Origin of the sequence: Halopseudomonas xiamenensis (assembly GCF_014219065.1) — a bacterium.
Lineage (GTDB): Bacteria > Pseudomonadota > Gammaproteobacteria > Pseudomonadales > Pseudomonadaceae > Halopseudomonas > Halopseudomonas xiamenensis.
Genome location: NZ_JACLGO010000008.1, coordinates 129,092 through 154,395, shown reverse-complemented (window position 1 = coordinate 154,395; position 25,304 = coordinate 129,092). Strand labels below are relative to the sequence as shown.

Sequence of the window (25,304 nt, the reverse complement as noted above, 5' to 3'; positions counted from 1 at the left end):
AAACGTGCGCTGCCCCCGGGTTGTCGAGCGCCTGCTCGACGACTCAGCCACTCCATCAACGTCTCTGATTGCTCTCTGGATCTTCCACATTCCAGTTGCCAATATCAGCATTTGCGTCAGTACCGCCGGGTCGGCCGTCGGCGCCCAGGCTGTACAGATCGTACTCACGGTCATCGCGGCCCGGGCGCAGGTACTGATACTCGTTGCCCCAGGGGTCCTTCTGCAGGCGGTCGATATAGCCGCCGGCGCGCCAGTTGCGCGCGGTGTCATTGCCACTCGGCCGCTCGACCAGCGCGCGCAGGCCCTGCTCGGTGGTCGGATAATTGAAGTTGTCCAGGCGGTACAGGTTCAGCGCGCTTTCCAGCGCACGGATGTCGTTCTGCACCTTGGTGATCCGTGCCTGGTCGGGCCGGTCCATCACCCGTGGCACCACCACCGCCGCCAGGATACCGAGGATGACCACCACCACCATGACCTCGATCAGGGTGAAGCCGCGCTGGGCCAGGGATGAGTTTCGTACGTTATGGGACATGTCAGTTAACCAGTTGATTGAGTTCAAAGATCGGCAACAGGATGGCCAGCACGATAATCAGTACCACACCCCCCATCGCCAGAATCAGCAAGGGCTCGAATACACCCATGACCATGGCGATCCGTGCCTCCAGTTCCCGCTCCTGGGTTTCCGCCGCACGCTCGAGCATCTTGTCCAGCGTGCCACTGCTTTCGCCACTCTTGATCAGGCTCAGGGTCATCGGCGGGAAATAACCGCTGCGCTCCAGCGCATGGCCGATACCCGAGCCCTCCCGGACCTTCTTCGCCGCCTCGGTGACCGCCTCGCGCATTGGCGTGTTGGTGATCACGCTGGCGCTCATGTTCAGCGCCTCGAGCAGCGGCACGCCACTGCCGGCGAGGATATTCAGCGTACGCGCAAAACGCGCGGTATTCAGCCCGCGCACCAGGCGTCCGATCAATGGCAGCCGCAGCAGCGCGTTATCCCAGCGGTGGCGGGCGGCGGGCCGTTTCAGCAGTTGCCGGGTCAGCAGCACCACCCCGACGATCCCCAGCAGCATCAGCCAACCCCAGTGGCGAACGCTGTCACTGGTGGCGATCAATGCCCGGGTCAGCCACGGCAACTGCTGGTTCATGCCGGCGAACACCTGTACCACCTCCGGCACCACATAGGTCAGCAGGGCCACCACCACCAGCAGCGCCACCACGGTGAGGATCGCCGGATAGAACATCGCCAGCTGGATCTTCTGGCGCATGGCATTCTGCGCCTCGACGTTGTCGGCCAGGCGTTCCAGTACCAGGTCCATGCGCCCGGCCTGCTCGCCAGCGGCGATGGTGGTGCGATAGATGGCCGGGAATACCGAAGGGAACTCGCCCATCGCATGAGCCAGCGGCAGCCCCTCCATGACCCGGGTGCGCACCGCCGACAGGGTCGCCTTGACCTTGGGCGATTCACTCTGCCGGGCGACGGTGCCGAGCACTTCCTCGATCGGCATGCCCGCCTTGGCCAGGGTCGCCATCTGCCGGGTCGCCAGGGACAGTTCCAGCGGTTTGATGCGCCGCTGCAATACCGGCATGCGCAATAGCGATGGCTTTTCCGCCACCTCGGTCACCGCCATCGGCATCAGCCCCTGCTCGCGCAGGCGCGAGCGTACCTGGCGCGAGGAATCACCCTCCTCGACACCCTTGCGGGTGCGACCGGCCTGATCCAGGGCGACGTACTCGAAAGCCGGCATGCTCAGTCCTCCCGGGTCACACGCAGGACTTCTTCCAGCGTGGTGTCACCGGCCAGCACCCGGCGCAGGCCGTCCTGGCGGATGCCCAGCTGCGCCAGCCGCGCATGGCGGACCATGGCCTGCTCACTGGCACCGTCATGGATCAGGCCGCGCAGGGTATCGTCGATCTCGATCAGCTCGTAGATACCGGTGCGCCCGCGATAGCCGCTGCCATTACACTGCGGGCAACCGACCGGGCTGTACAGGGTCGGTGCCCGCTGCGGGTCGATATCCAGCAGACGGCACTCGCTGGGCGTGGCAACATGCGCCTTGCGGCAGTCCGGGCACAGGGTGCGTACCAGGCGCTGGGCCAGCACGCCGTTGAGCGTGGAGGCCAGCAGGAACGGCTCCACCCCCATGTCCCGCAGGCGGGTAATGGCGCCGATGGCGGTATTGGTGTGCAGGGTGGAAAACACCAGGTGACCGGTCAGACTCGCCTGGATGGCGATCTGCACGGTTTCCAGGTCGCGGATCTCGCCGACCATGACCACGTCCGGGTCCTGGCGCAGGATGGCACGCAGACCCCGGGCGAAGGTCATGTCGACTTTGGTGTTGATCTGAGTCTGGCCGATACCGTCGAGGTAGTATTCGATCGGATCTTCCACGGTGAGGATGTTGCGGCTGCGGTCGTTCAGCCGCATCAGCGCCGAATACAGCGTGGTGGTCTTACCCGAGCCGGTCGGCCCGGTCACCAGCACGATGCCGTGCGGACGGTTGATCACCCGCTCCATCGCCTGGTAGTGCCCGTCGCACATGCCCAGCTGACGCAGCTCCAGGCGCCCGGCCTGCTTGTCCAGCAGGCGCAGTACCACCCGCTCGCCATGCCCGGACGGCAGCGTCGAGACCCGAACGTCCACCGCCCGGCCGACCAGCCGCAGGCCGATACGCCCATCCTGCGGCAAGCGCTTCTCGGCGATGTCCAGCTTGGCCATGACCTTGATCCGCGAGACGATGACCGGCGCCAGCGCGCGTGGCGGCTCCAGCACCTCACGCAGTACGCCATCGACCCGCAGGCGGATAGACAGGCGATTCTCGAAGGGTTCGATATGGATATCCGAGGCGTTCTCCTTGACCGCCTCGGACAGCAGCGCGTTGATCAGACGGATGATCGGCGCCTCGTCCTGGGATTCGAGCAGGTCCTCCGGCTCGGCCAGCGACTGGGCTACCGACATCAGGTCGGCATCCTCACCCAGGCCCTCGACGAATTGCATGGCGTCGTTGGCCGAGCGCTCGTAGCGGTCGCGCAGGCGGGCGGCGAAGGCGTCGTCATCCAGCAATTGCGGGCGCAGCGGGTGCCCGGCCAGGCGGCGCAACTCCAGCAGCGCCTGCGGATCGCAATCGGCCCGCACGAACACATCCAGCTGGTTGTCGCGCAACTGATCGGGCAGCACACCGAAACGCCTGGCGAAGCGATACCCGGTCTCGGCCTGCAACCCTGCCTCGGGCAGTGCCACGCTGCTGATATCAGTGTCGCTCACAGGCACCTCCCTACTGGTCATCGTGCCCCCGGCGGTGCCGGAATCGGGTTTCTTACCGCCAGATTGTCCTGGCTGACATTCTCGAACGGCGGCGGCAGCGTCAGCAGGTAGTTCCAGTCCGGCAGTACCGGCATATCACGGCGCGGTAACAGGCTGTCATTGCGTCCCTGCTCCTTGAGCTGCTGATCACGAATATAGCTGTACTTGGCATGGGTCAGGCTTTCCGCCACCGCGGTATCGCGCACGATCACCGGCCGCAGGAACACCATCAGGTTGCGCTTTTCCACACTGGCAGTGTCGTAGCGGAACAGCCGCCCCAGCCCCGGCACGTCGCCCAGCAGCGGCACCTTGTCGCGGGTCTCGACCATCTGGTCATCGATCAGGCCACCCAGCACGATCAGTTGGTTGTCATCGACCATGACATGGGTATTGAGGCTACGCTTGTTGGTGATAAGGTCCGCCGCACCGCTGGCGCCGGGGGCGATCTGCGAGACTTCCTGGGCGATCTCCAGGCGTACCGCGTTGCCTTCGTTGATCTGCGGACGAATGCGCAGCTTGATACCCACGTCCTCGCGCTGAATGGTATCGAACGCCTGGCCGGAGTTTTCCACCGAACGGCCGACGATGAAGGGCACATTCTGACCGACGACGATTTCCGCCTCTTCGTTGTCCAGCGTCAGCAGACTCGGCGTGGACAGGATATTGCTCGAGCTGTCGCCCTGCAGGGCATTGATCAGCAGACCGATCTGGGTGCTGCCGATGGTGCCGACACCGCCAAGGGTGGCGCCGTCGGACAGCGACGGCGGCGTGGTGATATCGCCGTCGAGAAAACCACTGATACCGGCGGCAAGATTGAGAATGCCGCCACTGCCGCGGGCGAAGTTGATCACCCCCACGCCCCTGTTCTCATTGGCGAAGGCCCACTGCACCCCCAGCTCCTTGGCCCGGTCGTAGGACACCTCGGCGATGACCGCCTCGACCAGCACCTGGGCGCGGCGGATATCCAGCTGGCGAATGATCTGCGCCATTTCCCGGCTCAGTTCCGCCGGACCATAGATCACCACCGAGTTGGTACTCTCATGGGCCTGGATACGCACCCGCGTCTCGCGGTTGCCGTAACCGTAGGAGCCGCTGCTGCCGGTGCTGCCCGATGAGCTGCTGCCGGTGATGCCGCTTTCCGTATCCCGCCCTTCGGCGATCCCACGCAGCACTTCGGCCACGTCCTCAGCCTTGGCGTAGCGCAGGTAGTGCACCTGGGTATTGCCTTCATCCCCCGGTACGTCCAGCTGACGGATCATGGCGCGGTAGGACAGACGCTTCTGCGGGTCGCCCAGCAGCACCAGTGCATTGGTGCGTTCGTCGGCGATCACCCGCACGCGCTTGGTGGCATTCTCCTCGGGCCGGGCGATATGCAGCCCCTCGGTGATACGCACCAGTTCCAGGGCCGAGGCATGCTCCAGCACAATCACCTCGAAATCCTCCATGGATTCCTGGTCGATACGCTGGATCAGTCCTTCGATACGACGCACGTTGGCGGCGGTGTCGGCAATCACCAGCGAGTTGGATTCGGCCGCCGCCGCCAGATGTCCACCCTTGGGCACCAGCGGGCGCAGGATACGCACCAGCTGGCTGGCATCCAGGTGGCGCACGCTGATCACATGGGTGATGAACTCATCACCGCGACTGTCACGCTCCAGTGTGCCGACTTCGTTCTCCTTGGCCTGCACCTCGGGCACGATACGCACCGTGCCCTCGGCACCGGTCACCGCGGCGAAGCCATAGGATTTCAGCACGCCGAGAAACAGGTCGTAGAGTTCACCGCGCCTGATCGGTTGGCCGGACACCACATTGACCTGCCCCCGCACCCGCGGATCGACGATGAAATTGATCCCGGTTTCCTGGCTGACAATCTCGATCAGGCCATTGATATCGGCATCGCGCAGATTCAGCACCAGCTCCTCGCCACTGCTCTGCTCCCCCGCGGTCTGGGCCGTCACGGCACCGCCCAGCAGACTCAGGGTCAGGGCAAACGGCAGGGCGTAACGGGTCTTGGGCAACAACATCTTGGGCATCCTGGTCTCAATCCATGCTAATCGTTATGTTCATCGGCTCTCCGTTACGCTCCAGCGCGACCGATACCGAGCTGGCATCGGCCAGCTCCTGCAGCAGGTCACGGTAGTCGTTGATCTCCGATACCGGACTGCCATTGACCTCGGTGATCACATCACCGGCTACCAGCCCGGCCGCCTCGAATTCCCGGGCATTGCGTGCCGGGCTGACCTCCAGGCCATAGAGGGCACCATCCTGCATGACCGGGTTGGCGCTGATCACCTCGAGAAAACGCTGGGGGTTATTGACCCAGGCATCGCGATCGATACGCGGGGTACTGTCCGCCACACTGCTGGTCGGCAATGCCGGCGCAGCGCGGCGGGCGGCGGCGGGGCTGGCAGCGCTGTCGTGGCGTTTCAGGCGCAGGGTTTCCAGGCGACCAGCGCGATTGAGGATGACCCGATCAGGCAGCACCTCCTGCAGCGTCACATCACCCGGCAGGGAGGCGCCCACGCGATACAGTTTCTCTGATTGTCCCTGGGGCAGCAGGATGGCCGCACTGCGGCTCGGATCAGGGTCGGACAGCACGCCCTTGAGCGACCAGCTCAGAGAGGTCTCCGGGACGTGTACCGCGCGGCTGGCGGCCTGCGTCCTGGCGCTACCGAACACGGAAAGACGGGCCAGTTCCTGGAAGCCGCCGCGCTCCGCAGCGCTCGGCTCGGACTGGATGACAGCGGAAGGGGCAGTGGCAGCTGCTGGCAGGATGCTCGAAGGCTCCAGCACCGCCCAGGTCAGGCGTCCCAGCAAGATAGCAGTGATAGCCACCAACACAAAGGTTGCGAACCTGACCACAGAATCCAATGTGAAACGGGCTACCAATGGCATGCACTCTCCTGGCAAAGTCCGCGGCCGACGGGCCGCATGATCAGCCGCCAGAGGCTACCGATCTTTCTTTGCAGTTTTATTGTTATATCCCTGAAATATTCTTTCAGCTGACCGATTGTCACGAATTTGCCATACACCAGCAACCCCTCAATCTCAAATAACAGAGGCATAGCACGCTACCGGTCGACAGAGACCGGTCTCAATAACCTGTTTGGGTGAGTCAGAAAGGTGAAAGTGTCCCATCCGGGCGGCCGCAACGGCTGCGTTAAGGACGCGGGATCAAGGTTGTTGGGCAGATCGAGAAAGCTGTTGCGGAGACAGATCGCGTAGTCGCGGCGAGGGTACCGCGGCCACGCGATCCAGTCGGGAGGTGGATCAGCTACCGATCACACCACCGTCATCCTTCCAGATCACCACGGTCGCCGAGCGCGGCGGCATCCTGCCCGGGTTGCGGTCCGGCCAGGTGCTGCGCACGAAGCGACGGTCAGCGGCCCATTCCGCCGGTGTGGTGGTGGCACCGGGGTGCTGCACGTTGATGAACATGGTCTTCTGGTCAGGGGTGGTGATCACGCCGGTGATCTCTTGGCCGATGGGGCCGGTCAGGAAGCGGCGCAGCTCGCCGGTGACGGGATCGGCGCAGAGCATGGCGTTGTTGCCGAAGATCTCGAACACGCCGGTGTTCTGGCTGCCTTCGCCGATGTCGGTCTGGATCCAGACGCGGCTGTCGCGGTCGATCCACAGGCCATCCGGTGAGCTCAACAGGTTGTCTGCGGTCAACGTAACATCCTGCGAACCATCCGGCGCTTCGCCTGGAATCCTGCCCTCGAGATTGGCCTGGCCGCTGTCACCATCATCGCCACCGAACAGGAAGATATCCCATTCGAAGGTGGTGGAGGCGTGCTCGCCGTTGGCTTCCTGCCAGCGGATGATATGGCCATGCAGGTTATTGGTGCGCGGGTTGGCGCCGATCTCGGTTGAGCGACCACTGTTGTTGGTCAGGGTGAAATATACATCACCATTGTTCGGATCGACCGCGCCCCACTCCGGGCGGTCCATCGGCGTACCACCCATGATGCCGGCGGCCAGGCGGGTATTGACCAGCACGTCGGCCTGATCGGCAAAGCCGTTGGATGCATCCAGGCCATTCTGGCCATGGACCAGCGGCAGCCACTCACCCGTACCGTTGTCATTGAATTTGGCAACGTACAGGACGCCGGTGTCCAGGATGGAGCCGTCGGTGGAACCCGCCACATACGGTTGCTCGCTGACGAACTTGTAGATGAACTCGTTGGTGGAATCATCACCCGAATAGCAGACCACCGGCTGGCCATCGACCGCCGGGCCGAAGACCACGCCTTCGTGGCCGAAGCGACCGAGGCTGGTACGCTTTTTTGGAACGCTGTGCGGGTCAAAGGGATCGATTTCCACCATCCAGCCGAAGCAGTTCGGTTCGTTGCGGTAGTCTTCGGTGGCGCTGGCACCGGTGCTGGTGGCATCGAAACGAGTGAACTCCTCGCCACCGCCATTGGCCAGCGCCCAGCGATAGCGGCTGTCCTGCGCGCGGATACCGTAGCGCTGATGCTCGCGCGGCAGCGGATTGTCACGGTTGCCGAAATAACCGGCCCAGTTTTCCTCGGCGGCCATATAGGTGTTCCAGGGCGTCACGCCCATGGCGCAGTTGTTCAGGGTGCCGCGGGTAGCATGACCTTCGGGGCTGTACTTGGTCTTCACCAGGTTGCTGCCACGCACCGGGCCGTGCAGTTCCATCGGTGTCAGGCCGGTGATGCGGCGGTTGTAGTCGCTCTGCACCGCCTCCCAGCGACTGTCGGCACGTCTTTTCACATGCACCACCGAGACGCCATGGGCGTTCAGTTCCTTGAGCGCCTGGTCACGATCGCGCGTGCCATCGCCACGCATGACCACCGCGCCACTGCCAAGCGACACACCGATATGGTCGAGGTGCATGAAACGCGGCTCGACGTATTCATGGTTCATTACCAGCAGACCTTCGTCGGAGTTGCCGTCAAAGGGTTCCTGACCGTCGATCGGGAAGAAGTGCATGCCGTCATGGTGCGAGCCCATCTGCATGCCCTGCTCGGCCCCGGTGTTGGCCACATCGAAGGCCGGATAGTCGCCGGTGATCGGCGTGCCCCAGGGCAGGATCACCTGGTAGCTGTAGCCTTCTGGAACCACGATCTCGTCCGACTCGCTGGTCGGCACGGCGGTGAAGCCGAGCAGCGGACCCGGCTCGCCGTCGCCATTGCCCGGCGCTTCATCATCATCACGGCTGCTGGAGTTGCTCAGGCAACCGGCCAGGCCCAAGCTCAGAAAGCCCAGACCGGCAGCACCGGCGCTGCCCTTGAGCAGGGTACGCCGGGCCAGGCGGGCTTCCAGTACGCTGGCAAAGGTACGGTTCTCGGTGTGGCTGAGCTGCGGCTCGTCACCGTTACCATTGTCAACGATGGTGATGTTGTTGCGAATTTCATCAGACATCCGTACTTCCCTCTACAGGCTATGGTTATGATCGGTAGAGGATGAAGTGCGCAGATGAAAGCGGGACGACTGTCCGGTGAAAGTTTGACGACGGAAAAATGACACCGGCGAGCCTGCCAGCCGGAGTCCGCAGGGCTTTCGCCTAGCCTGTTCCCGCTCCCAGAAGCGCTGCCAGCAAAGCCACCGCCAGCAGCAATGAGATGCCTTGCCACACCGCCACCGGATTGCGCTCCAGCAGTGGCACACCCGCCTTTGCCAGGCTTCCGCTGCCAGGCTGGCAAAGTGCGAAGGTGAATTCGGACAGTGCCGCGTAACGCTTGTTCGGGTCCGGCTGCAGTGCCTTTTTCAGCACCTCATCCAGCCATACCGGCAGGTCCTGGCGGTAAGCTGTCACATTGCGGTATTTCAGTCGCAGTTGCGCGGCGCGCGTGGTGGCGCTGGCCACTCCGGTGCCATAGGGCAACCTGCCGGTGAGCATCTGGTAGGTGATCACGCCCAGCGAGAACAGGTCCGAACGGGATGTACCCGCATAGCCGAGGAAATATTCCGGCGCCGAGTACTGCAGGGTACCCAGCAGTGGCGCTGCACTGTCAGCGTGCTCCATTTCATTGAGCCCGGCTACGCTGACGGAACCGAAATCGATGATCCTGACCGTGCCCGCACGGTCGATCATGATGTTCTGCGGGCGCAGGTCCTGGTGCAGCATGTCCAGCCGGTGGAATGCCCGCAGCCCCCTGGCGATCTGCTCGACGATATCGCGCACCACCTGCAGCTCCGGGGCCGGGTGATCGAGCATCCACTGGTGCAGGGTCTGGCCCTCGACGAACTCGCTGACGGTATACAGGTAGCCACGCGGACGATGCTGCGCAGCGGCCCTGAGCACATGCGGACTGTGAATCCGCCGGGCGACCCACTCCTCCAGCATCAGGCGTTCAAGATAGGCCCGGTCCCCGCGCAGGTCGATGGAAGGTACCTTCAACGCCAGGGTCTCGCCGGTATCGTTGTCGGTAGCCAGGTAGACATGGCTGCGACTGCTGGCATGCAGCTCGCGCTCGATGGTATAGCCATCGAACAGCATGCGGCTGTCCAGCAGCGGTGCTGGGGGCAGGTCCGCGAGTTGCTGGCTGTACTCGTCTGCGGTGGGTGCCGGCAACCCGTCGATACGGACCAGCTGTACCGTCAGGTTATCCCCGCTGCCCTGGCCCAGGGCATGCTCGACCATCCGCCGCGCGGCGAGGTCCAGATCGTCGTCATGCGCCGCGACCAGCGTGCGCAAGGTCACCGCATCGATGAACTCATGCACCCCGTCCGTGGTGAGAATGAACAGGTCGCCCAGCTCGACACCCAGTGACAGGTGATCGATCTCCAGGTGCGGGCCGACACCCAAGGCCCGGGCCAGATAGCTGGTATCCGCGGATATCCGCAGCCGGTGATCGGTGGTCAGCTGCTCCAGATCATCGCCGCGCAGGCGATAGATGCGTGAGTCGCCGACATGAAACAGATAAGCCGTAGCGGACTTGATGATCAGCGTGCTGAAGGTACAGACGTAACCGCGGTCGCTGTCATAGCGGTATTCGCTGCGGCGGGTCTGGGAGTACAACCAGGAGTTGGTCGCAGCCAGCACCCGCTGGGCCGACTTGCGCACCGACCAGGCGTCCGGCGTGCAGTAGTAGTCCGCCAGGAAGCCGGCTACCGCCGTCTGGCTGGCGACATGGCTGACCGCACTGGTGCTGATGCCGTCGGCCAGTGCGACCACGATGCCCTTTGAGCCCAGCTGGGGTTGCCGTGCAATGCAGGCGCCATGGAAGTCCTGGTTGATATCCTTGCACCCCCGCTCGGATGCCTGGCCGAGGGCGATCTGCAGACCTCCAGGCGAGGATGCCCGGGCGGAGTCCGCCCGGGCGTCGCAGGAACTCATACGGTCTGGCGCAGCTGGACCCGCTTGGGTGCGGTCTTGATATGCGTGGTGTACAGGGTCAGGCCGGTGAAGGCCAGTCCGCCCACCAGGTTGCCAAGCGCGGTGGGGATTTCGTTCCAGATCATGTAATCCATGACCGAGAAGTCGCCGCCCATGATCATGCCGAAGGGGAACAGGAACATGTTCACCACCGAATGCTCGAAGCCCATGTAGAAGAACAGCATGATCGGCATCCACATGGCGATCGCCTTGCCGCCGACGGTGGTGGAGATCATCGCGCCGACCACCCCCATCGACACCATCCAGTTGCACAGCATGCCGCGCAAGAAGATGGTCGCCCAGCCAGCCGCGCCGTATTCGGCATAGCCCAGGGTACGACTTTCGCCAATATGCGAGATCTTCTCCCCCACCTCACCGCCATCGATGGAAAAACCATAGGTAAAGACGAAGGCCATCATCACCGCCACTGTCAGCGCACCAGCGAAGTTGCCGAGGAACACCCAGCCCCAGTTACGCAGAATCGCTGCGGGCGTCACGCCCGGCCGCCGGTCGAGCAGCGCCAGAGGCGTCAGCATGAACACACCGGTCAGCAGGTCGAAACCCATCAGGTAGAGCATGATGAAGCCGACCGGGAACAACACCGCACCCAGCAGGGCAGAGCCGGTCTGTATGGTCACGGTAATGGCGAATACCGCCGCCAGGGCCAGGATGGCCCCTGCCATGAAGGCCCTGATCAGGGTATCGCGGGTGGACATGAACAGCTTGGACTCGCCAGCATCCACCATTTTTGACACGAATTCGCTCGGTACGAGATAGGACATGGGTTGTTTCCTTTTGCGGGTATCAGTTGGCGGCGGCGCCGTTGCCGACAGCGAGAATCTCTACCTGGTCATCCTTGAAGCGGGCAGGCCAGACGGTGAGCGACTGGTCCGGCTGCTCCAGGCATTGTCCGTCATCCAGTCGGAAGTGCTGCTTGTACAGCGGCGAGGCAACCACCAGCGCGCCGTCCAGCTGCCCGACAATGCCCCGGCCGATCACATTGGCACCTGACTGCGGGTCGCGGTTGTGGATTGCGTACAGCTGTTCGCCGCCCTGAGTCTGCGGCAGGTAGAAGAGCGCTATCTGGGTGCCGGCAAACCAGGCGACGATGCCGGAGTTGGCCACCAGCTCCTGGCGACTGCACAGCGGATGCCAGCTGGCTGCGGCGGGGTTCGATGCAAGGGTGACAGCGTTGGCCTGGCTCATCAGAGTACCTCCTCGGTTGCGGGAATCAGTGTCAGTTCGCTCGGGGTCGCCGGGCGGCGCTGGCCGCGCTCGGTAACGAAACGGATATCGGGATCGGCACCCGCGGCATTGACGAAGGTGCGAAAGCGCTTGAGTTTTTCCGGGTCCTGCAGGGCATTGGCCCACTCGCATTCATAGCGATCGATCACCAGCTGCATCTGCGCTTCCAGTTCGGCAGCCAGCCCGAGGCTGTCGTCGATGATCACCTGCTTGAGATAGTCCAGGCCGCCATCGAGGCTTTCACGCCACACCGAGGTGCGTTGCAGACGGTCGGCGGTGCGCACGTAGAACATCAGGAAGCGGTCGATGTAGCGCACCAGGGTCTGGTCATCCAGGTCGGTGGCGAACAGCTCCGCATGTCGCGGACGCATCCCGCCATTGCCGGCCACATAGAGGTTCCAGCCGCTGTCGGTGGCGATCACGCCGATATCCTTGCTCTGCGCCTCGGCGCATTCGCGGGTGCAACCGGAAACACCGAACTTGATCTTGTGCGGCGCACGCAGCCCCTTGTAGCGATGCTCCAGGTGCAGGGCCATGCCCACGCTGTCCTGCACGCCGTAGCGGCACCAGGTACTGCCGACACAGGACTTCACCGTGCGCAGGGATTTGCCATAGGCGTGGCCGGTCTCAAAGCCGGCGGCGATCAGCTCGCCCCAGATAGCCGGCAGCTCGTGCAGCTGGGCACCGAACAGGTCGATGCGCTGGCCACCGGTGATCTTGGTGTACAGGTCATACTTGCGCGCCACCTCACCCAGCACGATCAGCTTGTCAGGGGTAATCTCGCCGCCGGCGATGCGCGGCACCACCGAATAGGTGCCGTTCTTCTGCATGTTGGCCATGAAGGTGTCGTTGGTGTCCTGCAGCGGCACCAGCGCCGGGTCCATGACCGGCTCGTTCCAGCAGGAGGCCAGGATCGAGCCCACCGCCGGCTTGCAGATATCACAGCCGATGCTGCCCCGGCCATGCCGCTCCAGCAGCTCCTCGAAGCGGGTGATACCCTCGACCCGGACGATGCCGTACAGCTCCTGGCGGGTATGGGCGAAGTGCTCGCACAGGCTCTTGTCCACCGCGATGCCGCGGGCACTCAATTCATGCTCGAACACCTGCTTGAGCAGCGCACTGCAACCGCCACAGCCGGTGCCGGCCCGGGTGATAGCCTTCAACGCCCCCAGCTCGGTCACCCCGTCCGCCACCTGGCAACACACCGCTCCCTTGCTGACGTTGTGGCAGGAGCAGATGATCGCCGCATCCGGCAACGCCTCGGCACCCAGCGCCACGACACCTTCGGATTGCGGCAGAATCAGACTCGATGGGTCCTTCGGCAAACGGATACCGTTCAGCGCATACTGCAACAGGGTGTCGTAATAGCTGTTGTCGCCAACCAGTACCGCACCGAGCACCTGCTTGCCGTCCGCCGAAACCACCAGGCGCCGGTAGCTGCCGCTCAGCTCGTCGATGAACCGGTAGCTGCGAGAACCCGGCGTGACACCATGGGCATCACCGATGGAACCGACATCCACTCCCAGCAGCTTGAGCTTGGTGGACATATCGGCGCCGGTAAAAGGCTCGCAGGGTTGATCGGTCAGCTGCGCGGCAACACTGCGCGCCATGCGATAACCCGGTGCGACCAGGCCGAACACGCTGCCATTCCAGCTGGCGCACTCGCCGATCGCGTAGATATCCGCATCGTTGCTACGGCAGTACTCATCCACCACCACGCCGCCGCGCTCGGCAATGTGCAGGCCGGCCTGGCGCGCCAGTGCGTCCTGCGGACGAATCCCGGCAGAAAACACCACCAGGTCGGTCTCAAGATGCTCGCCATCGGCAAACTGCATGCGCCAGCGGCAGGACTCACCTGGCGTAATCGCCGTAGTGGCACGGGACAGGTGCACGCCCACGCCCAAGGCCTCGATCTGTGCACGCAGTGCGGCACCGCCCTGCTCGTCCAGTTGCACCGGCATCAGGCGTGGTGCGAACTCCACCACATGTGCCTGCAGGCCCAAGGACTTGAGCGCATTGGCCGCCTCCAGCCCGAGCAACCCGCCACCGACCACCACGCCGCAGCGCGCGCCCTCGGCAGCCTGGCGAATGGCATCCAGGTCTTCGAGAGTGCGGTAGACCAAGCGTGACGTACCTTCAGCGCCGGTTATCGGCGGCACGAAGGGAAAGGAGCCAGTAGCCAGAATCAACTGATCGTAGCGGGTGCGCCCATCACGGGTGACCACTTCCTTGCGTTGCCGGTCGATCTCCAGCACCGGTGTATCCAAGTGCAGATGCAGACCCGGCTGCTGATACAGTTCCGCTACCCCCAGCGCCAGCGACTCGGCATCGCGCCCGGCAAAGTACTCGGACAGATGCACGCGGTCATAAGCCCGCTGGCGTTCCTCACCGAATACATGGATTTCATAGCGAGACAGCGCGCCCAGTTCAACCAGTTGCTCGACACAGTGATGGCCGACCATGCCATTGCCGATCACCACCAGTGTTGCGCTGCGGATCGATGCGACGTTACCGCTCATACCCTTCCCCTTCAACAGTCCAACTGACCAATATCAGGAGCAGAGCAAGCCGCGTGCCAGCTAGCCGATCAGCATTGCGCCAGACAGCGCAAACGCCCATATTCAAGGGCTGTAGCGGTACCCGCCATCACCATAAGAGTGCACTGTGCCAGCATGGGAGGAGCGCATGATTGAACCACGGCGGGGCAACCCAGCGATCCGGGGAACCCGTTTTGGTGCGTCTGCCGGGCAGGTGGGGAAAATTCTTGTTTGTCATGGATAGCCGGCACGTCCCAATCGCCGCGAGGCGCGGCTCCTACAATGGGTGCGGTGTTGTCCGGCCGCAAGGGTAACAACCAGCAGTGCAGCAGGTGCCACTGGCTGCCTGCTGATCAGCTACAAGCACACGGGGCATTCAAGCATCGTCCGCCAATGGACTGGCCGCCGAAGTTGTCATCAACGGCCGCTCCCGCGGATCGGCAATGCCGATACCCAACTGCCGGAAGCGCTCCAGCACCCGCCGGTTGATTTCCCGCTGGACTCCGGAACGGGCCTTGTCGGTGCAGCGCATCTGGCCAGCCAGGGTGACCATGGAGCCATCCACCGCATCGACGCCCCAGATTTCCATATCCGCCAATATCCGCGAGGCGAACGCCGGGTCCTTGCGCAGCTCTGCGCCGATGGCCTTGAGTTCGCTGATGGCCAGGTCGATGTCGGTGTCGTAGTTGACGCTGATGCGTATGGCCGCGTTGCCGATGCCGCGGTGGGCATTGTTGACCGTGGTGACCGAACTGAACGGCACGATATGCAGAGAACCATCACCGGCGCGCAGGCGCACGGTGCGGATCGACAGGTTCTCCACAGTGCCGGACACCCCTGCCACCGTCACCGAGTCGCCGACCTGCATGGTGTTTTCCATCAGCAGGAAGATCCCGGTGATGAAGTCCTGCACCAGCTTCTGCGAGCCAAAGCCGACAGCGACACCGATGATGCTGGCACCAGCGATCAATGGTGTGGTGTTGACACCGATCTGGTTCAGCGCGGTCAGGCCGACAATCAGTGCAATCACCAGGAACAGGCCGGCACGGAGCATGGGCAGCAACGTATTGAGCCGTGCGGCACGCAACATGTCGCCCTGCTCGCGCCAGCGGGTAATGCGCCGCTCGATGGAGGAGTTGGCCACTTGCCAGACCACCAGCGCGATCGCCACGGCGACGACTATGGTGACGAATGCGGAGGCCAGGCTACTGCCAATGGTGCCAGGGGCGAACCAGTGCAGGGCATCCAGCCCCCACGCCTCCAGCAGCGCGACCAGAGTCGCTACGGTAATCACCAGCGAGACCAACCAGCGCAGCAAAGGGTAATACTGTTCGACCAGTTGGCTGCCCAGGCTGCTGCGGTTGGCGGGATTGCGCTCAGCCTGGCTGTCCTCGGTAATACCCGCCAGGCGACCCAAGGCACCGAGCGCCAGCACGGCAGCCAGGCGCCCCAGCACGATGATGGCTGCGGAAATGCCGATGAACTCGAGCAGTCTGGTGAAGCCATCCTCGATGCGCAGCGCCCAGACCACCCAGACGCCCATGATCAGCACCGCCATCAGCAGTGGCCAGACACCGGCCAGCCAGTGCCGCAGCGCCTGCAGCGCACCGTGACGGTCAGACGGACCGGCAATCCACACCGCCACCGGCTGACGGAACCGGAATACCAGGAATATCAGGTTCAGGTGCACCAGCAGGGAGGTGGTCTTGACGATCACCAACTGGGCAGCAGGATCGGTACCGAGAATGCCGAGGGCATTGCCGATCGCCACACCGAAGGTGGCAAGGACGACCAACCGGCGCGTCCAGCGGTGTATCTGTTCGGCGGCAAGGTCACCGATCTGGACGATACGCAGACTGGCATCGGCCGGTGACAGCAACAGGCGCACCACGGCCATGACCACGCGGGTGATCACATAGGCATAGATGAATTCGCGGGTCACCAGGTGGGTCCGCGCATCCAGCCCTGGTAGCAGCTGCAATACCAGCGCCGCAATGCCGAAGAACAGCCCCAATGGCAGCAAATCCAGTACGAAACTGGCCAGGGCGAAGGGCAGCCGACGCAATGCCTTCAGCTCGGATTCGACAGGTGCTGCGGCAGCCGATGCTGCGGCAGTCGATACCGCGGCTGGCGGCTCCGTACGTACCGCAGCGGGATCGAGCCACTCGGCAGGCTCCGGTGCTGCATCAACGCCGGAATCGTTGATGCCAACCTGCACCTCTTCCACGTATTCAATACCATCACGCTGGGTCTGGACCAGTGCAACGCTGTCATCCAGCGGGCGCAGCGCGGCCTGCGCCGCAGGGTCGGTGGCTTGCGGGAGGGAGGCCGATACAGCGACCGGGGCCGGTCGGCGCGACTCCGCCTGATTGGCGCTGCTCATCAGACTGCTGACGGATCTGCGCAACAGGCGGCGCAGCAGCCATTCCAGGCACAGGCCGGCACCGAATACGATGGCCAGGTCAACCAGCGTCTGCAGCAACAGCATGCGGCCGCCCTCGTTGAAGAAGGCAGCCTGGAACCAGCTGGGCAGCTCTCCCAGCGCCTGGGCAATCCGCACCAGCTGTGCGCGCAGCCCATCGGCCCAGTCGCCGACCTGATCCAGAGTGCGGGCAACCAGGCCACCGGCTTCCAGCGGCACTATGGTGCTCAGCGGCGAGTCATCCTCCACGACGGGGGCTTCGTCATCAGCCGGCACCTCACTGGCGATGGCCTCCAGCGTGCGGAGCACCTCCTCTCGCCGCTCATCATCCTGGAGGGTGTCGAGCACTTGCCGCGCCTGCTCCGGGTTCACTTCGGTCCGCTCGCCCGGCTGCGCGGATACCAGCGCAGCCGGCAGAAACAGCAGAACCAATGACAGCGCAATGAACCCGGGCAGCTTCGATCTCGGCATGATGTACGTCCTGCTCTTCAGGATGGGCCGGCAACGGCAAGATTGTGTGGGATGAATCAGCAGCGTAGCTCAATCACGCCCGGCGCGACTGGCATCCTGCAGCAGAAGCCGCTTGCTGTAATCGGTGAAATCACTCAGATGCCGGGTGATGATCGCCACGACTATCGGCAATTGCAGGGCCTGATAATCGTGCACGGCAATATTGCGAAAACCAACCATGTTCTGCAAAGGCTTGACCTGATCGGCAGCAATCCAATCCGCACTACCCAGCAGGGCAAATACATCCCGAGCGCTCTGCGGCACACCTAGCCGCTCACGACGAATCAGATGCTGCCCCATATCCAGCGCGGCCTCGCAAGCGCGCTGAATATTCAGAATCGCAGCATCCTGGCGGGTATGGTCATCAGCAAAGCTGTCAGGCTCCTTGGCGTACTCTTCATGAGCGCGCTTGACGCAGCGTTCAATGGTGGCGGCCTTGTTGATCAGTACATCATCAACCATAGATAGTCCCCGTTTTTCGAATATCCTCCAGCAGGGCCGAGCGTGCCTCGTCCAGTCTGGTTTTTTCGCCAAGAACGAAACTTTCATACAGCAACGGCCCGCTGTCTCGAACCCACAATCGCTCGCCCGTGGTGATGATGCGGTACTGCATCACAGTGGAGGCAGCCCGCAGATCCAGCAGATCGACATGGCGGTTCAGTACTTGGGCAAGCCTGCCCGACAGCGACCACAACGCCAGTGCATCGGGTGGCGCATCCGCAAGAATAGCCAGATCGACGTCGCTATCCGGCCCGGCATGACCACTAGCCTGACTGCCAAACAGGTACACCGCGGACAGGCTGGGTATAGCCTGCAGCAGGATATCAAGCACCGCTTTCGAGTTCATGGCACCCCCGGAACAATTGCCGCAACCGCATCAGCCCAAGACAATAGCCAGGCCGGCGCGAAAAGGCTGTGGCGGCGAGGCAGTAGAACAGAGTATAGGCCGCACCTGATCGTCTGCGGGACTCTCTGACCTTCTGGCCAGCCAAAATCTCGACACGTCTTCAATACCCTCCCCGATCAGGCACAAAAAATGGCCAGGAGCCATTTTTGACGCCACGCAGTGGCGGCCCGAAGGGTGGCCGCCAGAGATGGCTGGCCACAAAAAAGCCCTTGAAACCTGATGGAATCAAGGGCTGATCTTCATGCGTCTGGCGGAGAGCCAGGGATTCGAACCCTGGGTACCCTTGCGGGTACAACGGATTTCGAATCCGTCCCGTTCGACCACTCCGGCAACTCTCCAAGTCGGCGCGCATGATAGCAGCTTCGCTGCGGCCGATAAAGGGTCAAGACAGCGGAACGCCCAGTCTTTGCGCAACTTCTTCATAGGCCTCGATGACACCGCCCAGCCCCTGGCGGAAGCGGTCCTTGTCCATCTTCTTGCGGGTTTCCTTGTCCCACAGGCGGCAGCCGTCGGGACTGAATTCGTCGCCGAGAACGATCTCGCCCTTGAACAGACCGAACTCCAGCTTGAAGTCCACCAGCAGCAGGCCGGCATCATCGAACAGTTGCTTGAGGATGTCGTTGACCTTGAACGTCAGTTCGCGCATGCGCTGCAGCTGTTCGGCGCTGGCCCAGCCGAAGGTGACGACATGGGATTCGTTGATGAAGGGGTCGCCCTTGGCGTCGTCCTTGAGGAACAGCTCGAAGGTCGGCGGCAGCAGCTCCTTGCCCTCTTCGATGCCCAAGCGCTTGACCAGGCTGCCAGCGGCGTAGTTGCGCACCACACACTCGACCGGCACCATGTCCAGCTTCTTGACCAGGCATTCGGTGTCGGACAGCAGCTTGTCGAACTGGGTCGGGATGCCGGCATCCTGCAGCTTCTGCATGATGAAGGCGTTGAAGCGGTTGTTGACCATCCCCTTGCGTTCCAGCTGTTCGATCTTCTTGCCATCGAAGGCCGAGGTATCGTTGCGGAACAGCAGGATCAGGCGATCCGGATCATCGGTGGTGTAAACCGACTTGGCCTTGCCGCGATAGAGTTCAGTGCGTTTTTCCATTATCGGCTCCCGATGCAGGCAAATTGAGGTTGGGCGGTGAGCCCTGCTATGTCTTGCCAGGGCAGCCCCTGGTTCTGTACTGCCAGCCGCAACTCGCCCGACCAGCCATCCAGCACTCTGGACAGCTCGCCAAGGGCCAGCTCCGGCCTGTTGTTCTTTTCACTGATATGCGCAATGGCAACGTGCCGCAAGGTACTGATGTCGATTGCTTCGAGCAGACCGGCCGCCTGCTGATTGCTCAGGTGCCCCAGGCTACCCCCGACCCGCGCCCGCAGAAAAGGCGGATAGGGTCCGCTGGCCAGCATCTGCGGATCATAGTTGGCTTCGAGAAAAAGCGCATCCAGGCCACTGTACATTTCCACGATCAGCGGTGTGATGGTACCGGTATCAGTGAGCACGCCGAGGCGATGACTGCCACTGTCGAAGATGAACTGGCAGGGCTCGCGAGCGTCATGTGGCACCGGCACCGGGGTGACCTGGATATCGCCAATGACAAAATCTTCACCAAAGCGGATCAACTGCACCGGCAGCTCGCTATCACCGAGTGCCTGCCGGGTACCGGCGGTCATGTACACCGGCAGACCGTAGCGCTGGGCCAGTCGCTCGACCCCTTTGATATGGTCGGAGTGCTCATGGGTGACCAGGATCGCGGTCAGCTGTCGCGGGCTCAGCCCGGCCAGCGCCAGCCGCTGTTCGGTGGCGCGCAGGCTGAAGCCGCAATCCACCAGCAACCGGGTACGCTGGTATTCGATCAGCGTGGCATTGCCCCGGCTGCCGCTTCCGAGGGAGCAGTAACGCACTTCGGGACCGCCCTCAGTTCAGGTTGTCGTGAATCCGCCGGAGCAGTTCCCTGGCCTGGCCGGAGTCGCTGCTGGTATCGATGCTGTCTTCCACGGTGACCTGAACCCGGTTGCCGACCGACGTCAGGCGAACCTGGGTGCGCTGGACCGCGGTAGTGTCTGCCGACTTGCCGCGACGGAACAGGCGGCCAAAGAAGCCCGGCTTGTCGTCACTGGCGCTCTGCTGCGGATTGACGTAGTACACACCGGCGCTGCGGTTGAGGTCATCGACCAGGATATCGGCCCTGGCCAGGGCCTGCCCTACCGCTGCCCAGGCACGATTGAAGTCGGTCTGCAGGGTCAGCACCGGGTTGCCGGCACCATCCTGTTCCAGTGTGCTGCGCCGCGCTGCTGGCAGCTCGTCGACGCTCGACAGTGCAGCGGAGTCCGCTTCACCGGTCTGGCTCAGATAGGTTTCCAGCTCGGCCAGCATGGCCCGCTCGAGATTGCTGTTGTCCGAGGTGGCAGGCCATTCGGCGCGCTCACTGCCCTGACTGCGCTGCATGTGCAACACCTTGATCTCACTGGTGCCGGACTGCACACCTGGCTCGACCCGCAGGCGGAAGCGCTGCTCGCCGTCGGCACGGCGGTTGAGACCCACCGCCGGCAGCAGTCGACGCACCAGCGGGTTGTCGGCATTGCTGTCGAAGGCCAGCCAACCGGTTTCCATCTCGCCCAGGGTGGCGGACTCACGGGCCACCGGCACCTGGTATTCACTCAGGAACTGGCGCACCTGGGGCCACAGGCCGGAGGGTGCGCGCTGCGCCAGCAACCAGCGTTCGCCGCCGTTCTGCTGCTGGGAAAACTCGCTGAAATCGGCGCCGACGCTCAAACCCTGCGGGCGCGGTACGCGGTATTTGCCGGTACCGCCGGCGCGGATCTCACCGGGAACCGGCAGCAGGTCGCCGATCGGCTTGCTGTCCAGTTCGGCCGGTACGGTCATGCGCGGTTCGACCACCGCAGCCTGATAGTCCGAACCGCGGTCACGGAAATACCCGTCCTCGCCAAACAGATAACCGCAGCCGCTCAGGCCAACCCCCATCACTACCAGCGTCAGTGCATTGAGCACAGGCTTCATTTGGAATTCCTTGATTGTCTGATTCCTCGGAGTCACAACAGGCCGCACTGCTGCAGGGCCTCGCGTACCGCCGGCTGGCAGCCTTCGCTGAGACTGGTCAACGGCAGGCGCAGGCCATCGGCAATCAGGCCCATTTCATATAGTGCCCATTTCACCGGAATCGGGTTGGACTCGATAAACAGCTTTTGGTGCAACGGCATGAGCATTTCGTTCAAACGGCGGGCGGTCTCGGCATCGCCGCGCAGGGCAGCGGCGCACAGGTCATGCATGGCCTTGGGAGCGACGTTGGCGGTGACCGAAATATTGCCCTTGCCGCCCAGCAGGATCAGTTCCACGGCGGTCGGGTCGTCACCGGAATAGATCGCCATGCGCCCATCGACCCGCTCGATCAGCTCGCGGGCCCGCTGCAGGTCGCCGGTGGCTTCCTTGATACCGATGATGTTATCGATATCGGCCAGCCGTACCACGGTATCCGGCAGCATGTCGCAGGCGGTGCGCCCGGGCACGTTATAGAGGATCTGCGGGATGGCCACCGCCTCGGCGATGAACTTGAAATGCTGGTACAAGCCTTCCTGGGTGGGCTTGTTGTAGTACGGGGTCACCAGCAGACAGGCGTCGGCGCCGACACTGCGCGCCGCTTCGGTCAGCTCCACAGCTTCGCTGGTGGAGTTGGCGCCGGTGCCGGCGATGACCGGAATCCGTCCGGCGACCTGGTCGACCACCCGGCGGATGACTTCCTTGTGCTCGTCCATGTCCAGCGTGGCCGACTCGCCGGAAGTGCCAACGGCGACGATGCCGTCGGTGCCCTGCTCCAGATGAAATTCGATGAGACGGTCAAGCGCCTGCCAATCCAGGTTGCCGTGCGAATCCATAGGGGTTACCAGCGCCACGAGGCTGCCTGAAATCATGCAAGGGGCTCCACAAGAAACATGTTGATCCGCAATGGTACTTTCGCCATGGATCAAGCACAAGGGACGCGGGGTTACGAGCCGGCAAACGGCGAAAAAACTGGAGGTTGAACCGCCGGCAGCAGACGGGGACAATAGGCAGCTTGCCGGCATGCCCAAGTGGCGGTCCGGCCCGGCAATCCAGTCTTCGAGGAATATTATGTCCACAGTGCCCAGCCCCCGGGAGCAATTTCTGGTGATCAATGCCATGGGGCAGCAAACCACTACCCTGGCCAGCATGCTCACCCGCCTGTGCATGGAGCAGCGCTGCCTGATCGTCAGCAGCCGCATGAGCCGGCATGGCACCTGCACCGCCCTGCTGCTGCAGGTCAGCGGCAACTGGGATGCCCTGGCAAGACTGGAGACGCTGCTGCCACCGCTGGCCAAGCGCGAGCACTTCACGCTATCCATGTATCGCAGCAGCGCGCTGGAGGAACGCCCTTCGGCGCTGCCCTACAACGTCTTCGTGACCGCGGCGCAGCGCCCCGAACTGGTCGCCGAGCTGTGCGCCTTCTTCCAGCACCTGGAAATCGACATCGAGGAAATGCTCAGTTTCACCTATATGGCCCAGCATACTGGCACCGCCATGCTGAACCTGACGCTGACCATCGCCATTCCGGTAAAGACCCAGCTCAGTTGGCTGCGCGAGCAGTTTCTCGATTTCTGCGACGAACTCAACCTGGATGCCGTGATTGAACCCTGGCGTCCGCTTCACTGATACCGATAACGAGGCTGTCATGACCATCAAAGTGGATTCCGCCCTGCCCGACTTCACAGCGCAGGCCACCAGCGACAAGGCCGTCACTCTCTCTGAGCTGGCCGGCAAAAAAGTGGTTATCTATTTCTACCCCAAGGACCACACCCCGGGCTGCACCACCGAAGGTCAGGACTTTCGTGACATGCATGAGCAGTTCCTGGCATCCGACACCCTGGTGTTCGGTGTCTCGCGCGACAGTCTGCGCACCCATGAGAACTTCCGCGCCAAGCAGGGCTTCCCGTTCGAACTGATCAGCGATGCCGATGAAAGCCTGTGCCGCCTGTTCGATGTGATCCGCCAGAAGCAGCTGTATGGCAAGCAATACGAAGGCATCGAGCGCAGTACCTTCCTGATCGACCGCGAAGGCGTGCTGCGCCGGGAATGGCGCAAGGTGAAGGTCCCCGGGCATGTTGCCGAGGTGCTGGAAGCGGCGCGCCAGTTGGGTTAGAAAATACTTCTCGGCGTACTCATCCTCGGTGTCGACCGAAGATGAGTACGCCGCCCCTACTCCGGCCCGGCCTTGCGCAGCCAGTAGTGAAACTCCCCATCCCGTTCGTCGGCGCGCAGCAATGCATGCCCGGCCAACTCGGCAAAGCGGGCGATGTCCCGCTGCGAGCCGGCGTCGGTCGCCGACAGATGCAACACCTGCCCGGCATTCATGCCATTGAGCGCCACCTTGGCGCGCAACAGCGGCAACGGACAGGCCAGGCCACGGGCATCCACCGACTGGTCAGCCTGCAATTCACTTTTTTCATCAAACATGCTTACACTCCACAACTGGCCTGCGAGTATACCCAGGGCCTTCCCAGAACAGCAGACAATCCAGGCAAAAAAGGGTTAGAGTGCGTCCATGCAATGTATCAAAGCGGTCCGAGCGCCTGTCAAAGTCCTGCTGTTTTCACTGATGGTCGTTATTGGCGTACCGGTCGGCGCCGCCGAATTCAACCTGCCGTCCCTGGGCGATACCAGCTCCTCGATTATGTCCCGCGAGCAAGAGTACCAGCTCGGTCGTGCCTGGCTGTCCATGCTGCGCGGCTCGGTGCGCACCCTGGAAGACCCGCTGCTCAAGGATTACGTCGAGGGGCACGTCTTCAGCCTGGCCGAAACCAGCCAGCTGGATGACCGGCGGCTGACCTTCGTCGCCATCGACAGCCCCCAGCTCAACGCCTTCGCCGCGCCCGGCGGGGTTATCGGGGTCAATGGCGGGCTGTTCCTGCACGCTCATAGCGAGGCCGAGTTCGCCTCGGTCATGGCCCACGAACTGGCTCACCTGTCCCAACGCCATTTTGCCCGCGGGCTGGAGCAACAACAGCAGACCCGCATCCCGCTGATGACCGCCATGCTCGCCAGTATCATCCTTGCCGCCAGCGGCGGTGGCGATGCCGGTTTCGCGGCACTGGCCTCGACCCAGGCCGCCGCCATCCAGGAGCAGCGCCGCTTCTCGCGTCAGAACGAGCAGGAAGCCGATCGTATCGGCCTGCTCAACCTCAAGGGTGCCGGTTATGATCCCAATGCCATGCCGGATATGTTTGAGCGGCTGGCCCGGCTCAGCCGTTTCAGCCAGACGCCCCCGGAATTCCTGCTGACCCACCCGGTCAGCCAGTCGCGGATCGCCGACTCGCGCAACCGTGCCGGGCAGCTCAGCAGCGACGGTCGCCGTGACAGTTTGTACTATCAGATGATGCGCGCCCGTGTGCAGCTGTTCTATGAAGACAGTCCCGGCCTGGCCGCACAACGCTTCCGTGCGCTGCTGGAGGAACATGACGGCGAACATGCCGCAGCCCGTTACGGCCTGGTACTGGCATTGATCCGCAGCGGCCAGCTGGACACCGCCGAACAGGAACTGGAACCCCTGCTGGCCGAGCATCCGGACAATATCGCCGTGCAACTGGCCCAGGTCGAACTGGACAGCAGCCGCAACCGCCTGGACCAGGCCCTGACCCGCCTCGACCAGTTACTGCGCACCCAGCCCGACAACTATCCGCTGCTCAATGCCAAGGCCGATGTGCTGTTGCGCCAGCGCGACTACCGCGCCGCAGAACAGGTCACCGATCGACTGGCACGTCTGCGCAGCGATGATCCGGATGTGTGGTATCTGGTATCGGAAATACGCGGGCTGGCCAAGAACATCCTCGGTGTGCACCAGGCTCGCGCGGAGTATTTCATGTTGGCAGGGGATCTGGACCAGGCCGAGCAGCAGCTCGACCAGGCCCTCAAGCGCGCCGGCGACAACTTCGTGATCAGCTCCCGCATCAACGCACGCAAGGATGAAATCGCGCGTCGGCGGGAGATTCTCAAGAACTTCTGAGCAGAGCCTCTG

The 25,304-nt window shown here is 63.1% G+C and carries 21 protein-coding genes and 1 tRNA gene; 3 read left to right on the top strand and 19 right to left on the bottom strand.

The window, feature by feature from the left end; translation table 11 throughout:
* Positions 1-55: 55 nt before the first annotated feature.
* The 18 genes from gspG to dapA form a co-directional block, all read right to left on the bottom strand.
* Entirely contained in the window at positions 56-532 is a 477-nt protein-coding gene (gene gspG / locus H6X51_RS07665) for a type II secretion system major pseudopilin GspG (RefSeq protein ID WP_185266943.1), read from the bottom strand.
* A gap of 1 nt (position 533) precedes the next feature.
* Positions 534-1,745: a type II secretion system inner membrane protein GspF gene (gspF, locus tag H6X51_RS07660; protein ID WP_185266942.1), complete on the bottom strand. Its 1,212-nt coding sequence runs from the start codon at positions 1,743-1,745 to the stop codon at positions 534-536.
* A 2-nt stretch (positions 1,746-1,747) separates the two neighbouring features.
* A complete protein-coding gene (gene gspE, locus H6X51_RS07655; protein ID WP_185266941.1) occupies positions 1,748-3,283 on the bottom strand; it encodes a type II secretion system ATPase GspE in 1,536 nt (511 codons plus the stop codon).
* Positions 3,280-5,334: a type II secretion system secretin GspD gene (gspD, locus tag H6X51_RS07650; protein ID WP_221627267.1), complete on the bottom strand. Its 2,055-nt coding sequence runs from the start codon at positions 5,332-5,334 to the stop codon at positions 3,280-3,282. The genes gspE and gspD overlap by 4 nt, the downstream gene beginning before the upstream one ends.
* A gap of 7 nt (positions 5,335-5,341) precedes the next feature.
* The gene (gspC, locus tag H6X51_RS07645) at positions 5,342-6,196 is read right to left on the bottom strand and encodes a type II secretion system protein GspC (protein ID WP_185266940.1); all 855 of its coding nucleotides are present in this window, start codon (positions 6,194-6,196) and stop codon (positions 5,342-5,344) included.
* A gap of 375 nt (positions 6,197-6,571) precedes the next feature.
* Positions 6,572-8,689, bottom strand: a complete 2,118-nt coding sequence (locus H6X51_RS07640) for a PhoX family protein (RefSeq protein WP_185266939.1) — start codon at positions 8,687-8,689, stop codon at positions 6,572-6,574.
* A 142-nt stretch (positions 8,690-8,831) separates the two neighbouring features.
* Entirely contained in the window at positions 8,832-10,607 is a 1,776-nt protein-coding gene (locus H6X51_RS07635) for a bifunctional protein-serine/threonine kinase/phosphatase (protein WP_185266938.1), read from the bottom strand.
* Positions 10,604-11,428 carry a formate/nitrite transporter family protein gene (locus H6X51_RS07630; protein ID WP_185266937.1) on the bottom strand — a complete coding sequence of 275 codons (825 nt, stop codon included), beginning with the start codon at positions 11,426-11,428 and terminating at the stop codon, positions 10,604-10,606. The genes H6X51_RS07635 and H6X51_RS07630 overlap by 4 nt, the downstream gene beginning before the upstream one ends.
* A gap of 22 nt (positions 11,429-11,450) precedes the next feature.
* Entirely contained in the window at positions 11,451-11,852 is a 402-nt protein-coding gene (nirD, locus tag H6X51_RS07625; protein ID WP_185266936.1) for a nitrite reductase small subunit NirD, read from the bottom strand.
* The gene (gene nirB, locus H6X51_RS07620; RefSeq protein WP_185266935.1) at positions 11,852-14,410 is read right to left on the bottom strand and encodes a nitrite reductase large subunit NirB; all 2,559 of its coding nucleotides are present in this window, start codon (positions 14,408-14,410) and stop codon (positions 11,852-11,854) included. The genes nirD and nirB overlap by 1 nt, the downstream gene beginning before the upstream one ends.
* Before the next feature lie 394 nt (positions 14,411-14,804).
* Positions 14,805-17,321: a mechanosensitive ion channel domain-containing protein gene (locus tag H6X51_RS07615; protein ID WP_185266934.1), complete on the bottom strand. Its 2,517-nt coding sequence runs from the start codon at positions 17,319-17,321 to the stop codon at positions 14,805-14,807.
* Positions 17,322-17,390: 69 nt separating this feature from the next.
* Positions 17,391-17,822, bottom strand: coding sequence for a type VII toxin-antitoxin system HepT family RNase toxin (hepT, locus tag H6X51_RS07610; protein ID WP_185266933.1), 432 nt, complete (start codon positions 17,820-17,822; stop codon positions 17,391-17,393).
* Positions 17,815-18,207: a type VII toxin-antitoxin system MntA family adenylyltransferase antitoxin gene (gene mntA, locus H6X51_RS07605; RefSeq protein ID WP_185266932.1), complete on the bottom strand. Its 393-nt coding sequence runs from the start codon at positions 18,205-18,207 to the stop codon at positions 17,815-17,817. The genes hepT and mntA overlap by 8 nt, the downstream gene beginning before the upstream one ends.
* A 308-nt stretch (positions 18,208-18,515) precedes the next feature.
* A tRNA-Ser gene (locus H6X51_RS07600) sits at positions 18,516-18,605 on the bottom strand.
* Between the two features lie 44 nt (positions 18,606-18,649).
* Positions 18,650-19,363 carry a phosphoribosylaminoimidazolesuccinocarboxamide synthase gene (purC, locus tag H6X51_RS07595; RefSeq protein WP_185266931.1) on the bottom strand — a complete coding sequence of 238 codons (714 nt, stop codon included), beginning with the start codon at positions 19,361-19,363 and terminating at the stop codon, positions 18,650-18,652.
* Positions 19,363-20,163 carry an MBL fold metallo-hydrolase gene (locus H6X51_RS07590; protein WP_185266930.1) on the bottom strand — a complete coding sequence of 267 codons (801 nt, stop codon included), beginning with the start codon at positions 20,161-20,163 and terminating at the stop codon, positions 19,363-19,365. Before H6X51_RS07590 ends, purC begins: the two co-directional genes overlap by 1 nt.
* A 13-nt stretch (positions 20,164-20,176) precedes the next feature.
* Positions 20,177-21,280 carry an outer membrane protein assembly factor BamC gene (bamC, locus tag H6X51_RS07585; RefSeq protein WP_185266929.1) on the bottom strand — a complete coding sequence of 368 codons (1,104 nt, stop codon included), beginning with the start codon at positions 21,278-21,280 and terminating at the stop codon, positions 20,177-20,179.
* A gap of 32 nt (positions 21,281-21,312) precedes the next feature.
* Entirely contained in the window at positions 21,313-22,188 is an 876-nt protein-coding gene (gene dapA / locus H6X51_RS07580) for a 4-hydroxy-tetrahydrodipicolinate synthase (protein WP_185266928.1), read from the bottom strand.
* A 199-nt stretch (positions 22,189-22,387) separates the two neighbouring features.
* Here dapA and H6X51_RS07575 point away from each other — a divergent pair, with 199 nt between their 5' ends.
* Entirely contained in the window at positions 22,388-22,945 is a 558-nt protein-coding gene (locus H6X51_RS07575; RefSeq protein WP_185266927.1) for a glycine cleavage system protein R, read from the top strand.
* 19 nt (positions 22,946-22,964) lie between these two features.
* Entirely contained in the window at positions 22,965-23,432 is a 468-nt protein-coding gene (locus H6X51_RS07570; RefSeq protein ID WP_185266926.1) for a peroxiredoxin, read from the top strand.
* Between the two features lie 56 nt (positions 23,433-23,488).
* On the opposite strand, the gene H6X51_RS07565 is transcribed toward H6X51_RS07570, so the two are convergent.
* Positions 23,489-23,746, bottom strand: coding sequence for a sulfurtransferase TusA family protein (locus H6X51_RS07565; protein WP_185266925.1), 258 nt, complete (start codon positions 23,744-23,746; stop codon positions 23,489-23,491).
* Between the two features lie 142 nt (positions 23,747-23,888).
* Between H6X51_RS07565 and H6X51_RS07560 the strand changes: the two genes are divergently transcribed.
* The gene (locus H6X51_RS07560) at positions 23,889-25,292 is read left to right on the top strand and encodes a M48 family metalloprotease (protein ID WP_185266976.1); all 1,404 of its coding nucleotides are present in this window, start codon (positions 23,889-23,891) and stop codon (positions 25,290-25,292) included.
* The last annotated feature ends 12 nt before the right edge of the window (positions 25,293-25,304 follow it).

Excerpts from the sequence above, each read along its gene's own strand:
- gspG (WP_185266943.1), bottom strand. The coding sequence starts at position 532 with ATGTCCCATAACGTACGAAACTCATCCCTGGCCCAGCGCGGCTTCACC.
- gspF (WP_185266942.1), bottom strand. The coding sequence starts at position 1,745 with ATGCCGGCTTTCGAGTACGTCGCCCTGGATCAGGCCGGTCGCACCCGC.
- gspE (WP_185266941.1), bottom strand. The coding sequence starts at position 3,283 with ATGACCAGTAGGGAGGTGCCTGTGAGCGACACTGATATCAGCAGCGTG.
- gspD (WP_221627267.1), bottom strand. The coding sequence starts at position 5,334 with ATGCCCAAGATGTTGTTGCCCAAGACCCGTTACGCCCTGCCGTTTGCC.
- gspC (WP_185266940.1), bottom strand. The coding sequence starts at position 6,196 with ATGCCATTGGTAGCCCGTTTCACATTGGATTCTGTGGTCAGGTTCGCA.
- H6X51_RS07640 (WP_185266939.1), bottom strand. The coding sequence starts at position 8,689 with ATGTCTGATGAAATTCGCAACAACATCACCATCGTTGACAATGGTAAC.
- H6X51_RS07635 (WP_185266938.1), bottom strand. The coding sequence starts at position 10,607 with ATGAGTTCCTGCGACGCCCGGGCGGACTCCGCCCGGGCATCCTCGCCT.
- H6X51_RS07630 (WP_185266937.1), bottom strand. The coding sequence starts at position 11,428 with ATGTCCTATCTCGTACCGAGCGAATTCGTGTCAAAAATGGTGGATGCT.
- nirD (WP_185266936.1), bottom strand. The coding sequence starts at position 11,852 with ATGAGCCAGGCCAACGCTGTCACCCTTGCATCGAACCCCGCCGCAGCC.
- nirB (WP_185266935.1), bottom strand. The coding sequence starts at position 14,410 with ATGAGCGGTAACGTCGCATCGATCCGCAGCGCAACACTGGTGGTGATC.
- H6X51_RS07615 (WP_185266934.1), bottom strand. The coding sequence starts at position 17,321 with ATGCCGAGATCGAAGCTGCCCGGGTTCATTGCGCTGTCATTGGTTCTG.
- hepT (WP_185266933.1), bottom strand. The coding sequence starts at position 17,822 with ATGGTTGATGATGTACTGATCAACAAGGCCGCCACCATTGAACGCTGC.
- mntA (WP_185266932.1), bottom strand. The coding sequence starts at position 18,207 with ATGAACTCGAAAGCGGTGCTTGATATCCTGCTGCAGGCTATACCCAGC.
- purC (WP_185266931.1), bottom strand. The coding sequence starts at position 19,363 with ATGGAAAAACGCACTGAACTCTATCGCGGCAAGGCCAAGTCGGTTTAC.
- bamC (WP_185266929.1), bottom strand. The coding sequence starts at position 21,280 with ATGAAGCCTGTGCTCAATGCACTGACGCTGGTAGTGATGGGGGTTGGC.
- dapA (WP_185266928.1), bottom strand. The coding sequence starts at position 22,188 with ATGATTTCAGGCAGCCTCGTGGCGCTGGTAACCCCTATGGATTCGCAC.
- H6X51_RS07575 (WP_185266927.1), top strand. The coding sequence starts at position 22,388 with ATGTCCACAGTGCCCAGCCCCCGGGAGCAATTTCTGGTGATCAATGCC.
- H6X51_RS07570 (WP_185266926.1), top strand. The coding sequence starts at position 22,965 with ATGACCATCAAAGTGGATTCCGCCCTGCCCGACTTCACAGCGCAGGCC.
- H6X51_RS07565 (WP_185266925.1), bottom strand. The coding sequence starts at position 23,746 with ATGTTTGATGAAAAAAGTGAATTGCAGGCTGACCAGTCGGTGGATGCC.
- H6X51_RS07560 (WP_185266976.1), top strand. The coding sequence starts at position 23,889 with ATGGTCGTTATTGGCGTACCGGTCGGCGCCGCCGAATTCAACCTGCCG.